The sequence below is a fragment of the Streptomyces sp. NPDC017095 genome, assembly GCF_044332325.1.
In the GTDB taxonomy this organism is placed as follows: domain Bacteria; phylum Actinomycetota; class Actinomycetes; order Streptomycetales; family Streptomycetaceae; genus Streptomyces.
This window is the reverse complement of the sequence record NZ_JBIROU010000008.1, coordinates 323,015-338,476: the sequence shown is the minus strand read 5'-3', so window position 1 is coordinate 338,476 and position 15,462 is coordinate 323,015. Positions and strand designations below refer to the sequence as shown.

Genomic DNA, 15,462 nt, shown 5'->3' with positions numbered 1-15,462 from the left:
GCGGTGCCGTGCTGGAGCGCGCCATCCTCGACGCCACCCTGGAGCAGCTCGGCACGGTCGGCTGGAAGGGGCTGACCATGGAGGGTGTCGCGGCCGGTGCCCAGACCGGCAAGGCGGCCGTCTACCGCCGCTGGTCCTCCAAGGAGGACCTGGTCGCGGACGCCCTCGTGTCCGGACTGCCCCAGGTGGACAAGGCCCCGGACCTCGGCAGCGTGCGCGCGGACCTGCTCGCCCTGTGCCGGCAGGTGCGGCAGGTCATGTACTCCCGCCCTGGTGTCGCGCTGCGCTCGGTCATTCACGAATGTGATGACGGGCAAGCGGGGCGTTTCCAGGGAGTGATCGTCGGGAACGTCGTCGAGCCGACCATCACACTGCTTCGCGAGGTCATCACCCGTGGAATAGAGCGAGGAGAGGTCCGCGCGGACGCCGTCAACGGATATGTCCTCGACGCCGTCCCCGCCATGATGATGTACCGCTCGAAGATGTGCGCAAGCGAATGGAAAGATCAGAACCTCGAAGAGATGGTCGACCGGCTCATGCTCCCGCTGCTGCGGCCCTACGGAGCCTGACGGCCCGCGCCGCCGTCCTCGGCGCCGGTCCGGTGACCGGGGTGTCGCGCGACGATCCCGGCGGCGTACGCTAAGGGCGCCATGCCGTACGAACCACCTACTCACACCGTCGAGCGCTCCCTTCGCGCCACGACCGGAGCGAAGGTCATTGCCGGTGTCGACGAGGTGGGGCGCGGCGCCTGGGCCGGTCCCGTCACCGTCTGCGCGGCCATCACCGGACTGCGCCGCCCGCCCGAGGGACTGACCGACTCCAAGCTGCTCACGGTCCGGCGGCGCACGGAACTCGCCGAGACCCTGCGGTCATGGGTGACGGCCTACGCGCTGGGGCATGCCTCCCCGGAGGAGATCGACGACCTGGGGATGACGGCCGCGCTGCGGCTCGCCGCGGTCCGTGCCCTGGACGCCCTGCCGGCCCGCCCCGACGCCGTGATCCTCGACGGGAAGCACGACTACCTCGGCGCTCCCTGGAAGGTCCGCACGGTGATCAAGGGCGATCGCTCGTGTGTGGCCGTGGCGGCGGCGTCGGTGATCGCCAAGGTTCAGCGCGACAAAATGATGGCCGAACTGGGTATCGACCATGCAGACTTCGGATTCGCGGACAACGCCGGGTATCCGTCGCCCGTGCACAAGGCCGCACTGGCGGAACGGGGACCCACCCCGCACCACCGTTTGTCGTGGGCGTATCTTGATGCGTTGCCTCAGTGGCGGCACCTCAAGAAGGTCCGCAGCTGGGCGGACGGAAACGTTCCGGTAATCGAGGGCCAGCTCGGCTTCGATTTCTGACGGTTCCGCTCGCACTGATGTGCCACCCGGCCATCCGCGCCGCACCAACGTTTGATAAATATCAGCTCATGCCTCTCATTCCCGAGGAGCCTCAGATTCACGAGAGTGCCCAGGGTCCCCGCGCCACTCCGGCCAGTGGCCGTACCGCGCCGACCCCTCGCCCCGTACCCGGCCCCCGCCCCGCGGCTCCGTCCCGCCCCGGTCGTCCCGGCCCTCTGCGGCCCACGCCGCCGGTGCAGCGCACGCAGCGTGACGTGGCTCCGGTCAAGCCCGGCCCTTCCGGTCCGGCCGCTCCCGCCGCCGCGGCGAGCCCGCAGATCCAGTTGATCCCGGCTTCGGCCGAGGGTGCGCTCGACGCCGCCGAGGAGGCGGTGGACCTGCTCCTGGACTCGGGCCGTGCCCCCGGTGACGTGCTCGTGATCACCACGGGCGCCCAGCACCCGTGGGCGGAGCACGAGTTGTCCTTCGGCGAAGCGTCCTACTGGGCGCAGCACGACGCCGGTGACGACGTCTTCTACGCGGACGCCGCCGCGGTCTCCCGCGCCGCGTCCCGCGCGGTGGTCGTCGTGGCCGTCAACGGAGGTCCCGCCTCCGTCGCCGCCACCGCCCTGCCGCTGGCCCATGCCCGTGCCGGTGCGCTGCTGATCGTCTGCGGCGACCCGCAGCAGATCAACTCGGTGCTGGGCGCCGGCGTCTGAGCCGCGTCCGGCACCCCGGGACACCGGGGTGCCGTAGAAGCCGCTCCGGCGCGATCCGTACGGTGTGGCTTTTGGCGTGCCCGGACGACGGGTCGTCGCCGCGCCGCCGGCGGAGCGGCTCCTGAGGCGCCGCCGGGAGACGCGGGCAGCGGCTGCGCGCCGGGAGGGTACGGCGGTCCCCGCCACGGCGATGCCCGCCCGCCCGCGGCCCGTCCCGCCGGCGCGGCCATGAACGCCCGCCGGTGCGCCGTCGCGGGTCACCCCGGGGCGGGGCGCAAAAGCTGGGGCCGGGGCCGGGATCGGTCGGGCCAGTCCGGTCCGGCGCGGTGGCTTGATCGTGGCGTAGCCCAGTTGGTGCGCCGCGGCGGCGGAGCGCGGCCGGTGCCCGGTCAGCCGCACCGCACGCGCCTCGTCCGGACCCGCGGCCACCTGTCCCCGGACACGGCACCCATGGTCGTACCGCCGCACCGCGCTGTTCCGTGAGTCAGCGAGCCGCCGCGCGGCGCAGCACCTCGGAGACCGGACCACCCGTGCGCGGCACGAGCGGCGGGCCCTCCGCGGTGGCGAACGGCTCCGGCTCCGAGTGCGCGTTCGGCCGGCGTCCGCCGCGGCCCTCGCCGAGCACCTGCCAGCCGTCGTGCGTCAGCGTGATGTACGCGCCGCAGCGCAGCCCGTGCAGGGTGCAGGCGTCGCGCAGCCCCCACATCCAGGCGCCGTCCTCCTCGGTCCACTGCGCGTCACCCTCACGGCAGTAGAGCAGGACGGCCGTGCGCACCGGGGTACGCCGTCGCAGGTCGTGTGGAATCACCCGGCGCAGCTGGGCCAGCAGGACGTTGCGGAACATCCAGCCGTCTGCGGGGTCCGCGCGGCGCGTGAACGAGGCGCTCGCCCGCACCCGTTCGTCCGGGTCGAGCACGGCCACGACCGCTGTGAGCGGCTTCGGGCGGTGCCGGGTATGCAGCCCGCTGACGACCTCGCGGGGATTGCGCAGCAGGGGGATTCCGGCGGCGGCCCACTCCGCCGGCTCAAGCAGGCGACCGGCGGAAGCGGCGGACGCGGACGTCGACAAGGAGGCGGCCGAGGACGATGCGAATCCGAAGGTCACGTTCCTCCCTTCGGCTACGCGCCCACACTGCGGGCGGGGTCGGATTCAGGGGAGCGCACCGGGCCGGAGCCCAACCGGTCACGGTCGAGCAGCACGGGTAGCGGATCTCGATTCTTCCTGTCGAACTTGGTTGCGGCAACGAGCAATTGGGGCCACCGGCTGTTATCTGGTGGTGCGTGGCTTATATCCCCTACCCAAACGGCAGGCCGATGACGCCTGACAACTCCGCCCGCGGTCCGGCCACCTCTCCGCGGACGACCGGGCGAGCACGCCCGGACGGCGCGGACCAGCGGCAACGCCGTGCTCATCCCTGAACGGCGAGGACCAGCGGCAGTACGCCGGCCGCCCCCGACCGCCGGAGCAGGCGCGCCGCGACCGCCAGGGTCCAGCCCGTCTCCGTGAAGTCGTCGACCAGCAGCACCGGACCGCCGGCCTCGGCGAGCGCCGACGCCAGAGCCGGCGGCACCGTCAACGCTCCGGCGAGGGCCTTCAGCCGCTGTGCGCTGTTGCTGCGTGTCATCCGGGGCACATCCCCGGCGTATTCCACCGAGCCGAGCACCGGGAGCCTGCCGATCTCGCCGATGCGGGCGCCCAGGGAGTGGATCAGCCGGGGCCGGGTGTGCGAGGCCATGGTGACCACGCCCACCGGCCGGGGTGTGGCATCGGGGGCACCGGAGGCCCAGCCGCCCGGGCCGCGGGCCCAGTCGGCCAGGACGCCCACCACGGCTCGCGCCACGTCGTCCGGCACCGCCGCGTCCGGTGCCTGCGGGGCGAGCAGCGGACGCAGCCGGTTGCCCCAGCCGATGTCCGACAGGCGCCCCAGGGCCCGCCCCGGCGAGGCCTGTTCGCCGGCCGGGATGCGTCCCTTGAGGTCGATGCCGATGGCCGGGAGCCCGGTCGGCCACATGCGCCGGGGCTCCACCTCCACCCCGGCCCGGTCCAGGTCGCTGCGCGCAGCATTCAGAACGTCCGGGGACAGGTCCGCGGTGAAGCGCGGTCCCGCGCAGTTGTCGCAGCGGCCGCACGGTTTGGCGCCCTCGTCGTCCAGTTGACGCTGGAGGAACTCCATCCGGCACTCGGTGGTGCTCGCGTACTCGCGCATCGCCTGCTGCTCGGCCGCGCGCTGCCGGGCCACCCACGCATAGCGCTCGGTGTCGTACGACCACGGCTGTCCGGTGGCCGTCCAGCCGCCCCTGACCCGGTGCACCGCCCCGTCCACGTCGAGAACCTTCAGCATGGTCTCCAGCCGGGAACGGCGCAGTTCGACCAGGGGTTCCAGCGCGGGCAGCGACAGGGGTCTGTCCGCCCGGGCGAGGACGTCGAGGGTGCGCCGGACCAGGTCCTCGGAAGGGAAGGCCAGCGACGCGAAGTACTCCCAGATCGCCTCGTCCTCCTTGCCCGGCAGCAGCAGTACCTCGGCGTGGGCGACGCCGCGGCCGGCCCTGCCGACCTGCTGGTAGTAGGCGATGGGGGAGGAGGGCGAGCCGAGATGGACCACGAAACCGAGATCCGGCTTGTCGAAGCCCATGCCGAGCGCGGAGGTGGCCACCAGGGCCTTGACCCGGTTGGCGAGCAGGTCGTCCTCCGCCTGCTGCCGGTCGGCGTTCTCCGTCTTGCCCGTGTACGAGCTGACCGCGTGTCCGCGCTGCCGCAGGAACGCGGTGACCTCCTCCGCGGCGGCGACCGTGAGCGTGTAGATGATCCCGGACCCCGGCAGGTCGTCGAGGTGGTCGGCGAGCCAGGCCATCCGGTGCGCGGCGTCCGGCAGCCGCAGCACGCCGAGGCTCAGGCTCTCCCGGTCCAGCGGCCCGCGCAGCACCAGCGCGTCGGATGTGCCGCCCGTCCCGAGCTGCTCGGCGACGTCCGCGGTCACCCGCGCGTTGGCCGTGGCGGTGGTGGCGAGCACGGGGACGCCCGGGGGGAGGTCGCCGAGCATGGTGCGCAGCCTGCGGTAGTCGGGACGGAAGTCATGGCCCCAGTCGGAGATGCAGTGGGCCTCGTCCACGACCAGCAGGCCGGTGGCCGCGGACAGTTTGGGCAGGACCTGGTCGCGGAAGTCGGGGTTGTTCAGCCGTTCCGGCGAGACGAGCAGCACGTCGACGTCGCCCGCCGCGATCTCGGCCTGGACGGCCTCCCATTCCTCGGTGTTGGCCGAGTTGATGGTCCGGGCGTGGATGCCCGCCCGCTTCGCCGCCTCCACCTGGTTGCGCATGAGCGCGAGCAGCGGCGAGACGATCACCGTCGGACCGCTTCCCGCGGCCCGCAGCAGCGAGGTCGCGACGAAGTACACCGCGGACTTGCCCCAGCCCGTGCGCTGTACGACCAGGGCCCGGCGCCGGTCGGCGACCAGCGCCTCGATCGCCCGCCACTGGTCCTCGCGCAGCCGGGCGGCGCCCGTGGCGTCCCCGACGAGCCGGGCGAGAACGGCATCGGCCGCTGCCCGGAGATCCGCGTTGCTCGTGTGCTCCATGGGTTCCATACAACAGGACGGGACCGACAACCGGGCGGGTCTCCGGGCGCGGCTGTGGACAAGCGATCGTCTTGTCGTGTCCCTGATTCGACTTATCCACAGGCCCTTAAGCGGAATTCTGGAATCCGCGAGATGGTCGCCGCATGACGAATCACAGCGAAACCGCCGGACCCTCCGAAAACGACGGGATCTCCGCGCACGCCCCGTCGGCCGGACCGGCGGACCACGTCGCGCAGGTCACCCTGCGCACCCCGGCCGAGCTGGCCGACGCCCTGCCCTACCTGCTCGGGTACCGCCCGGAGGACAGCATGGTCCTCGTCGCCCTGCACGACCGCGGGGGCCGCGGCAGGTTCGGCGGCCGGGCCCGGCTCGGCATCCCGGCGAACGGGGAGGACTGGGAGGCCGCGGCCCGGCAACTGGCCCGCGGACTGGTGACCGGCAGCGAGCGGCGCGGCACCCGGCCCGAGGCGATGGTGGCCTACGTCTGCCAGGAACCGGCCCCCGGAGAGTCCGGCCGGGACGTCAAACGACGGCTGGAGAGGCTGGCCCAGCTGATGCGCACCGAGTGCGGCAGCCTGGACGTGCCGGTCATCGAGGCCCTGTGCGTCTCCGACGGGCGCTTCTGGTCGTACTGCTGCCCGGCCGGCAGCTGCTGCCCCGAGGACGGCACACCGATGGGCCTGCCCGGCACCTCCGTGATCGCCGCGGCGGCCACCTACGCCGGCCTCCAGGTGCGCGGCACGCTGAAGGAGCTGCGCGCCAGGCTGCAGCCCTGGGAATCCGCCGCGGCGCTGCCCCAGCAGATCGCCCTCGACGCGGCGGGCATGAGCCTGCTGCCCCGCATCCTCGATGAGACGAGCCGCCAGCAAGTGGCGGAGGAGACCCTCGTCCTCGCCGAGCGCGTCATCCACCGCTTCGCCGCCGCCGCACCGGTCCCCGGCACGCGCCCGGCGGACGTACGCGACGACGGCCTCCTCGCAGCCGACGAGGCCGCGGCCCTGATCCTCGGACTCCAGGACCGCACGACCCGCGACAAGGCCGCTGCCTGGATGGAGGGAGAGGAGGCGGCCCCGGCTCTGCGGCTCTGGCGCGCCCTGGCCCGCCGCTGCGTCGGCCCCTACGGCGAGCACGCCGCCGCGCCGCTGACCCTCGCGGGCTGGGTCGCCTGGTCCACGGGCGACGAACTGGAGGCACGCGAGGCACTGGCCATGGCACTGGGCGCGGATCCCGACTACCTCTTCGCCCGCCTGCTGCACCAGGCGTGCAACGAGGGGCTCGACCCGGAGGCGGTCCGCCGCTGCCTGCGCGCGGAGAGCGAGGAGCACACACCGGCGCGGAGCACACCGGAGCCGGCCACGCGCCGGCAGGCCCTCCGGCAAGGGGCTGCTGCGGAGGAGAGCACGCGGCAACACCTCACAGAAGACGAGACCACGCGCCAAGGGGCCACGGGAGAAGAGAGCGCGCGGCGGCAGGTCGCGGCACAGGGCGTCCCGGCGGCCTCGCACGTGCACGCCGAGCCCAACCGTCCCTCGGACCCGGCCGACGACGAGAGCCGTGACTTTCGTGCGGGCGGGCGGCGGAGGCGCCGAGCCCGATCCGCGGGCAGCGGGGACGGACGTCCCACGGCCCGGGTGAAGACGGGCCGGCGCGGACCGGCCGACTCCCGCCCCCGGTCGTCGGCCACCGAGGCCACCCGGCCCGGTGGCCGGGGCGTGAGCACCACGCGCACGCGTGTGACCGGCCCCGGTGACACCGCGACCGGCGATGCCCCGTCGGACGGCGGCCGCCCGCGACCGGGAGACGACGGATGAGCGTGGTCCGGGCGCCGCGGTGGGACGCGGTCCGGCGGAGTGGGGTGATCGCCGGCCGGTGCGGGCGCAGGCGGGCGGTTGCCTCTGCCGGAAAGGCCGGCCCACCTGCGGAGACCGAAATCAGGAAAGTCCTTCCGTGCCGCCGCGGACCCCTGGCGCGGGGCCGCCACCGGCTGGCGGAACGCATCCGGTCGGCCGTACTCCGAGGCCGTCCCCGTCGGCCGGCCGCCGTGGCGCGGCCTCGGCCGGCGATCCAGCCGGTGGTGCTGAGGGAGCCGGCGCAGCGCAGGGGACCACAGCGCCATTCGGTGGGCTTCCCCGCCGCCGGCCGTGACCCGGACGAGTCTCCCGCCGTTCACCTGAGTGGCGGAACCCCGGTACGGGTGGTGCCGCCGTACGTCCCCTGTCACCCGGGGCGACCCACCGGCCGCCCGGCACCCACGAGGCGCACCGAGCACAGAAGAAGCCACCCCATGCACCAGCAGCCGACTCCGCCCCACGCCACCGGTGAAGGTCCGCCCGGGGGAACGCACGAGCCGTTCGCGACGGACGGTGCCGGCCCCGGCACAGCACCCTCCAGTCCGCCCCTCGCCCCACCCACGGGCCCACGTCAACGGGCCCTCGCGCCCCAGAACAGCCGACCGTCCCCCGGCCCGGCCCGACCCGGCGCGGGCCAGCCAGTGACGGCCCCGTCACTCCGTACGGCCGCACAACCCTCCACGGCCACATCGCTTCCCTCGACCCCGCCTCTCTCGGCGCAGCCACCCCGTTCGGCTTCCTCGCCACGCGCGGCCACACAACCGCCCGCGGCCACATCACCTCCCTCGGCCCCGCCTCTCCCCGCGCCGCCACCCCGCTCGGCTTCCGCGCCGCACCCGGCCCCGGGCGGCCGCCCCGCGCCCGAGCTGCCGCCTACGCACACCGCGCTGATCTGTGTGGCTCTGCCCGGTCTCGCCATCTCCGGTGAGCCGGGGCAGCTCGCCGGACAGGGACTGGACGGCTTCTACCGTGGTGGCCGACGGCTGCTCTCCCGGTGCCTGGTGCGCGTGGCGGGCCGGGAACCGCTGCCCGTGCAGGCCAGGATGACCGGAGCCGACAGCGCCCGTTTCGTGGCGACACTGCGCGCTTCCCCGGCCATCGGCCCCGACCCCGAAGTCGTCGTCGAACGGACCCGCCACGCCGACGGAACCGAGCGGATCACTCTCCGCAACGCCGCCCTGCGTCCGCTGCGCCTGCCGCTCGAGGTCAGCCTCGGTACCGACCTGGCGGAACTCGGTGCTGTCGCCGCCGGCACGGCAGGACCCGAACTGCCGGCCAGCGTCCACGGCTCGGGCCTGCGCTGGGCCACGGCCGACGCCGCCGCCTGCGTCACCGCCGACCCGCCACCCACCGACGCCCTGGCGTCCGCCGGACTGCTGCGCTGGGAACTGGCACTGCCACCCGGCGGAACGGCAGCCGTCGAACTGAGGGTGCGGCCCGACGGCTCGGCCCCTCTGCGGGCCGCGGGGCACACCGCTACCGCACCTCTCGCTCCCGCACGGGCGGAGGGCGACGACCCCCGGCTGGCCCCGCTGCTGCGCTCGGCCATCGCCGACCTTCAGGCACTGCTCCTGCGCGACCCCGCGCATCCCGCCGACACCCACCTCGCGGCGGGCGCCCCCTGGCGCTGCGGAATGGCCCCGGCCGAAGCCCTCGCCGCCGCCCGCATGACGCTTCCCTTGGGGACCCGTCTCGCCGCGGGCACCCTGCGCACCCTGGCCCGCACCCAGCTCGCGGGCCCTGGCCCCCGGGCCGGTCTGATCCCCGGCCCACGACGCGACACGGGCCCGCGTTTCCCGCCGAGCTGCACAGGCATGGAAGCCACGCTGCTCTTCCCGGTCCTGCTCGCCGAGGCCCGCCGCTGGGGGCTGCCCGAGGAGGAGACCCGGGATCTGCTGCCCGCTGCCGAGCGCTGTCTGACCTGGTTGCGGACCACCGTCGGCGACGGCACCTACCTCACCGACCCGTATCCCGCCGGCCCGGCCCGCTGCGAGACCCAGGCCCACGCGCACCGCGCGGCCCAGCTCGGCGCGGATCTCCTCGACGCCTACGGCAGACCCGGCGCCGCGGAGTTGCGCCAGTGGGCGCAGGCACTCAGAGCGGCTTTCCACGCCGAGTTCTGGGTGGAGGACCGCGGCGGCGGGCGCCCGGCCGCGGCCCTGGCACCGGACGGCCGCCCCGTGCCCCACCTGACCGCCACCGCGGTCCACCTTTTGGACACCGGCCTGCTCGGCGCCGGCCGGTTCGCCCCGGGCCTGCTGGACAAGGTGCGCACCGAATACGTCGCCCGGCTCCTCGGCGGCCCCGCCATGGACACGGGCTGGGGACTGCGGGGCCTTGGCGCCAAGGAGGCGGGGCACAACCCGTTCGGCCACCGCACCGGGGCCGTGCGGGTCCAGGAGACCGCACTGGCGGTCGCCGGACTGGCGGCGGCCGGCTACGACAAGGAAGCGACCGGCCTGCTGACCGGGCTGCTGGACGCGGCGGAGCACTTCGGCCACCGACTGCCCGAGATGTTCGCGGGCGAACAGCGCACCGCCGGCTCCGCGCCCCTCCCGCACCCCGCGGCCTGCCGTCCGGCGGCCACCGCCGCGGCCTCCGTGGTCCTTCTGCTCACCGCCCTCGCCGGTATCCGCCCCGACACCCCGGGTCGCACGGTCACCCTGCGGCCCGTGCGGAGCGCGCCCCTCGGCGAACTGGGCCTCAGCGGGCTGCGTGTCGCGGGCGCTCCCTTCGCCGTACGTGTCAGCCGACTGGGACTGGCGATGGTGGAGGAGGCTGCGGACGGCCTGCGACTGGGCGCCTGACCTCTCAAGAGGAGGACGACGTCCTCGTGCGATGCCACCGGTTGCGGGTGCGCGGGGGCCGGTCCCGCGCGCCAGGCCGGAACAAGCGGAACCACCACCGAAGCCACCGTAGAGGGAGTGTTTATCGTCAGGCAGACGACTATGATCGCGGCATGCCCTACGACCCGTCAGCCTTCCCGCCCTTCGCCGTCACCGTGGACCTGGTCGTGCTGACCGTGCGCCGCCATGCCTTGTGCGCGCTGACGGTCCGCCGGGGCGAGCCTCCTTTCCAGGGGCGCTGGGCGCTGCCCGGGGGCTTCGTACGGGCCGACGAGGACCTGTCCCAGGCGGCGGCGCGCGAGCTGGCGGAGGAGACCGGGCTGTGCGCCCACGACGCCTCGGTGCCGGTCCCGGACAACGGAGCGCATCTGGAGCAGCTCGCCACCTACGGCGACCCCAAGCGGGACCCGCGCATGCGCGTGGTCAGCGTCGCGCATCTCGCGCTCGCGCCCGACCTGCCCGCGCCGCGTGCCGGCGGTGACGCCAGCAACGCGCGCTGGGCCCCGGTCGAGGAACTGCTCCAGCAGGGTGGTTACGGTCGTGACGGCGAACCGGTGGCGCCGCTCGCCTTCGATCACGCCCAGATCCTCTCCGACGGTGTGGAACGCGCCCGCTCGAAGATCGAGTACTCGTCACTGGCGACCGCCTTCTGCCCGCCCGAGTTCACCGTCGGCGAGCTGCGCCGGGTGTACGAGGCGGTGTGGGGCGTGGCGCTCGACCCGCGCAACTTCCACCGCAAGGTCACTGGTACGCCCGGGTTCCTCGTCCCCACCGGAGGAACCACCACGCGCCAGGGCGGACGGCCGGCCCAGCTCTTCCGGGCCGGCGGCGCCACGCTGCTCAACCCGCCGATGCTGCGCCCCGAGGTCTGAGGGACGGTTCGGGCCCTTCGGGCCCCGAGGTCTGAGGGACGGGCCGGCGGCACCCCGAACGACCGGACCGCCGGACCTCCCGTGCCGGGTGCCGGTTCCTTCGAACGGAGCACACCGACGGGGTCAGGCCACATGGCGCCTTCCCGCAAATCGTTGTATACCCGAAAAACAGGACATAGCGCGCTATCTTACTGCAGGTGATCCAGGCCTTCGGACTGACCAGCAATCCCCGCAAGGCGCATCCGCCCGCCGTCGACGACGTCTCCTTCGAAGTGCGCGCCGGGCAAGTCACCGCGCTCCTCGGGCGCGCCGGCGCGGGCAAGACGACGACGCTCAAACTCATGCTTGAGCTCCAACCGGGGCGCGGCATCACCTACTTCAGGGGCCGCCCCCTGCACCGGATCGCCCATCCGGCGCGGGAAGTCGGCGTGCTCCTCGGTGACGTGCCGGGCCATCCGGCCCGTTCGGTCCGTGGTCATCTGCGCATGCTGTGCGCCGCGACGGGAGTTGCCGCGCGGCGAGCCGACGAGGTACTCGAAGTGGTCGGCCTCGTCAGTCTCCGTGAGGAACGCCTCGGCACCCTGTCACGCGGCATGGACCGCAGACTCGGTCTCGCCTGCGCCCTGCTGTCCGACCCGCACACGCTCGTCGTGGACGAACCCGCCGACGGTCTCTCCGTCCGTGAGGCGCAGTGGCTGCACGGCATGCTGCGGGCCCACGCCACCCAGGGCGGCACGGTGCTGTTCACCACGGCCGAACCCAAGGAAGCGGCCCGCACCGCCGACCGGGTCGTCACGCTCGACGGCGGCAGGCTCGTCGCCGACCAGGAGGCCAGGGCCTTCGCCCGTACCCGGCTGCGTCCGCGGGTGGCCGTCCGCAGCCCCCATGCCGCACGCCTGGCGGCCCTGGTCGCCAAGGACGCCCGTACGAGCCGCCGCTCCGTCGAAGTCGTACGCGAGGACGGCAACCGCCTCTCGGTGTACGGCAGCACGACCGCCGATGTCGGCGAGATCGCGTTCCGCCACGGCATCCTGGTCCATCAACTGGCCGACGAGGAAGGAGACATGGGGCCCGGAGCCGGGGCCGAGGGCGTCGACGGGGAACCGCGGCCGTCCGTCCCCGGCTCACCCCGGGCCGACCGGTGGGCCCAGCCGGAACGCGGCCCGGCGGAGCGGGGCACGGCGGCGTCCGGCACCCCGCGGGAGGACCGGGAGCACGCCCCGGCGGGCCGGGTGCGGACGGGCCACGGACCTACGGCGCCCGGCCGCACGACACTGGAACCCGCACCGGAGGCCGGTCGGTCCGGGCTCGTCGGCTCATCCGCAGACCGTGACCGGGACATGGCCGAGGCGTCGGCGAAGCCGGAACACGCAGGACCCGCCGTGTCCCGGGAGGCCGGGACCGGCTGCCCGGTGTCGGAACCGCGCCCCGAATCGGCGGCATCGGGCGGCACGGGGCCGGGCCCGGCGGCAGCCGGACATCAGTCGGCGGCCGTTGACCGGACCGCACTGGACCCGTACCGCCCGGCACAGGAGTTCTCGTCCAGTGCCGGCACGGCCAACGGGCATCCGGCCGGACAACGGGAGCAGCGGCAGCAGCGCGCTGTGGCCGCACCGCCGTCACCGGATGCGGTGCCGGCAGTGGAGGACCAGCCCCCGGGAGAGCGGCAGTCCGCGTCCGGGCGCGGACTTCCGGCATGGCCGAGCGATGCGGACGGCGGGCGAACGCACGCCGTCGACCAGCGGACCGGAGCCGATCACCGCATGGCCGTCTCCGGCGCCCGCGACGCCTCGCCGGCCGCCGGCACGGCGCACGACGCCGCCGCTTCCGGCGCACAGAACCCGGCCGGCAGGGGCCAGGCCCGAGCCGGTGACGGCCGGTCCGCCGACTCGACGGCCGCAGCGCGGACCGCCCCCGGCCAAGGGACACCGACCCGCGAACCGCGGCCCGGCGACGCGAGCGCCCCGGCGACGGCCCTCACCGGCTCCCGCACCCTCCTGCCCGGAGCCAGGAACCCCGGCGCCCGGCAGCCACAGCCCGGACACGCCGCCCGCACCGAAGGCGTCCGCGCCGCCTCCTCGCCTCTCCCGCCCCCCATCTCCGTCCGCCCGGCACCGAGCCCCCTCAGGCCCCTGCGCTACGAGATCCGCCGCGCCGCAGGCATCGGCACCGGTTTCGTCACCTGCGGAGCCGCGCTCGCCGTCTCCGCGCTCATCGCCGTACTCCTGGCGCGGATCGGGCACACTCCGCAGGCGCGGCTGTTCGGAGCCTGGCCGCGTCAGCTGCCGCTGCCGCCCGCGGCGCTCGCGGCGGGACTGCTCGGCGCGCTGGCCTTCGGCGACGAGTTCCGCCACCCCGCCCTGGCGGCGGACCGCGGCACCGTCCCCCGCCGGCTCGGGCTGCTCACCGCGAAACTGCTCGTCTCCGGAGCCACCGCGGCGCTGCTCGCCTTCCTCACCGTGGGCTGCGACGCCGAAGTGCTCTACGTCGTCTACGGACGGGAGCTGACGGAAGTTCCCGCGGACTGGCTCTCGCTCACGGCCGGTTGGTTCGGGCTGGTCGTCGGCTGTGCCTGGGCCGGTGTGCTGGCGGCCGGTGTGTTCCGGTCCACGACGGCCGGACTGGCCGCCGTCCTCGCCGTACCCGTTCTCGTCGTGCCCCTCGCGCACAAGGCGCTCCAGGGACCGGCCGCGCGGCTGGCGGCCGACTTCCCGGTGCGGATGCGGGAGGTCTACCTGTTGCAGTGGCCCTTCGGAGGGGACCGGTATCTGCTCGCCGTGGCGCGGGTGCTCGCCCAACCCGTAGGCGGATCACTGGCGTTGTCGCTCCTCGGGCTGCTCGCCGCGTACCTGTGCACGGCGCTGCGCACCAGACTGCGCTGACCGCTGTGCGCACACTTGAGGCCCTGCCCTGCCCACAACTCCCCGCAGAAAGCCCATTTCTTTCCGATAAGGCGTCAATTGCGACGGGGTGAGCGATCACCCTTTCGTGTGCTTTTCACCAAAGACCTCAAGGGAGTTGGAAGCGACGCCGACAAAGGATGCGTGAGTACCCTTGCGCACACCATGATGACCGCCGCCCGCTCCACAGACTCCGGTCTGGCCGGCCCGGGCGAACTCGACCGCTACCCCTACGCCGAAGCCCCGGTGGCCGACCGGGTCGGCACGCCTTCCTGGGACGGCGGGGAGCCCGAACTGGGCCGTGTCGGCCGGCGGGCCGCGGGCAGCCGCGGACGCGGGCTGCACGGCCAACTCGTCCAGCAGCTCGGACAGATGATCGTCTCCGGGGATCTGGGCTCGGACCGCCCGCTGGTGCCCGAGGAGATCGGCCAGCGTTTCGAGGTCTCCCGCACCGTCGTCCGCGAGTCGCTCCGCGTCCTGGAGGCCAAGGGCCTGGTCAGCGCCCGGCCGAACGTGGGCACGCGCGTGCGTCCCGTCAGTGACTGGAACCTGCTGGATCCGGACATCATCGAGTGGCGGGCCTTCGGGCCGCAGCGCGACGACCAGCGCCGGGAGCTGAGCGAGCTGCGCTGGACGATCGAGCCGCTCGCCGCCCGTCTCGCCGCCGGGCACGGACGCGAGGAGGTGCAGCAGCGCTTCTGCGACATGGTCGAGATCATGAGCCACGCCATGGCGCAGGGTGACGCGCTCACCTACGCGCGCGCGGACACCGAGTTCCACGCGATGCTGATCCAGATCGCGGGCAACCGCATGCTGGAGCACCTCTCCGGCATCGTCTCGGCGGCACTCCAGGTCTCCGGCGGCCCGGTCACCGCCTGTGACCGCCCGAACGAGACGTCCCTCGCGCAGCACGCGCGGATCGTGGACGCGCTCGGCGCCGGTGACGCCACGGCGGCGGAGACGGCCATGCGCCAGCTGCTGACGGTCCACCCGGAGGTGGAACGCGTGGTGCCCGCGCCGCGCGAGCACTGATCCCGCGAGGGGCGCGGTGCGGTCGCCGGTGTGCGGCGTCCCGCCGGTGTTCGCGGTGGACTCGGGCGCGGGTACCGGCCGCCGTCGGACTTCGCCGGATTCCTGTCCGGCGGGGTCCGACGGTGCGACGGGGCCTCCGGTGCAGGGGTGCGGCCGGGATGCGGCCATTGATGACGTCTTATGTGCTTATCTGACCGCTTTTGGATACTTACGGGGTGTGACTCGGGCCACGCAGAATGGGCGTAACGCTCGTGGAGACAGCGCGATGACCTAAGAGGTGATAGCCGCGGAGGGAATACGGACGCCGTGCATGGCGCTGTGCATCTTCCCCGGCCCC

10 protein-coding genes are annotated in these 15,462 nt (G+C 74.0%); 8 read left to right on the top strand and 2 right to left on the bottom strand.

The features are described 5' to 3' along the window. Window positions 1–8: 8 nt before the first annotated feature. The 3 genes from ACH4OA_RS18525 (at window position 9) to ACH4OA_RS18515 (ending at window position 2,050) form a co-directional block, all read left to right on the top strand. Window positions 9–569, top strand: coding sequence for a TetR/AcrR family transcriptional regulator (locus tag ACH4OA_RS18525; RefSeq protein ID WP_397969803.1), 561 nt, complete (start codon window positions 9–11; stop codon window positions 567–569). Window positions 570–650: 81 nt separating this feature from the next. Next, on the top strand, window positions 651–1,352 hold the full coding sequence (locus ACH4OA_RS18520; protein WP_365874895.1) for a ribonuclease HII: 702 nt from the start codon (window positions 651–653) through the stop codon (window positions 1,350–1,352). 68 nt (window positions 1,353–1,420) lie between these two features. Next, the gene (locus tag ACH4OA_RS18515) at window positions 1,421–2,050 is read left to right on the top strand and encodes a hypothetical protein (RefSeq protein WP_365874893.1); all 630 of its coding nucleotides are present in this window, start codon (window positions 1,421–1,423) and stop codon (window positions 2,048–2,050) included. 484 nt (window positions 2,051–2,534) lie between these two features. On the opposite strand, the gene ACH4OA_RS18510 is transcribed toward ACH4OA_RS18515, so the two are convergent. After that, window positions 2,535–3,155 (bottom strand): hypothetical protein, encoded by a 621-nt coding sequence (locus ACH4OA_RS18510; RefSeq protein WP_365874891.1) that lies wholly within the window; start codon window positions 3,153–3,155, stop codon window positions 2,535–2,537. A gap of 304 nt (window positions 3,156–3,459) precedes the next feature. Continuing rightward, window positions 3,460–5,625, bottom strand: coding sequence for a RecQ family ATP-dependent DNA helicase (locus tag ACH4OA_RS18505; RefSeq protein WP_397969801.1), 2,166 nt, complete (start codon window positions 5,623–5,625; stop codon window positions 3,460–3,462). 143 nt (window positions 5,626–5,768) lie between these two features. On the opposite strand from ACH4OA_RS18505, the gene ACH4OA_RS18500 reads away from it, so the two are divergent. The 5 genes from ACH4OA_RS18500 (at window position 5,769) to ACH4OA_RS18480 (ending at window position 15,125) form a co-directional block, all read left to right on the top strand. Continuing rightward, window positions 5,769–7,436 carry a DUF4192 domain-containing protein gene (locus ACH4OA_RS18500; RefSeq protein ID WP_397969799.1) on the top strand — a complete coding sequence of 556 codons (1,668 nt, stop codon included), beginning with the start codon at window positions 5,769–5,771 and terminating at the stop codon, window positions 7,434–7,436. 929 nt (window positions 7,437–8,365) lie between these two features. Beyond that, window positions 8,366–10,282, top strand: a complete 1,917-nt coding sequence (locus tag ACH4OA_RS18495) for a glycogen debranching N-terminal domain-containing protein (protein WP_397969841.1) — start codon at window positions 8,366–8,368, stop codon at window positions 10,280–10,282. Between the two features lie 152 nt (window positions 10,283–10,434). Beyond that, window positions 10,435–11,193 (top strand): NUDIX hydrolase, encoded by a 759-nt coding sequence (locus tag ACH4OA_RS18490; protein WP_365874883.1) that lies wholly within the window; start codon window positions 10,435–10,437, stop codon window positions 11,191–11,193. A gap of 197 nt (window positions 11,194–11,390) precedes the next feature. Continuing rightward, the gene (locus tag ACH4OA_RS18485) at window positions 11,391–14,075 is read left to right on the top strand and encodes an ATP-binding cassette domain-containing protein (RefSeq protein ID WP_397969797.1); all 2,685 of its coding nucleotides are present in this window, start codon (window positions 11,391–11,393) and stop codon (window positions 14,073–14,075) included. A 162-nt stretch (window positions 14,076–14,237) separates the two neighbouring features. Next, window positions 14,238–15,125, top strand: coding sequence for a FadR/GntR family transcriptional regulator (locus ACH4OA_RS18480; RefSeq protein WP_397943275.1), 888 nt, complete (start codon window positions 14,238–14,240; stop codon window positions 15,123–15,125). Window positions 15,126–15,462: the final 337 nt, after the last annotated feature.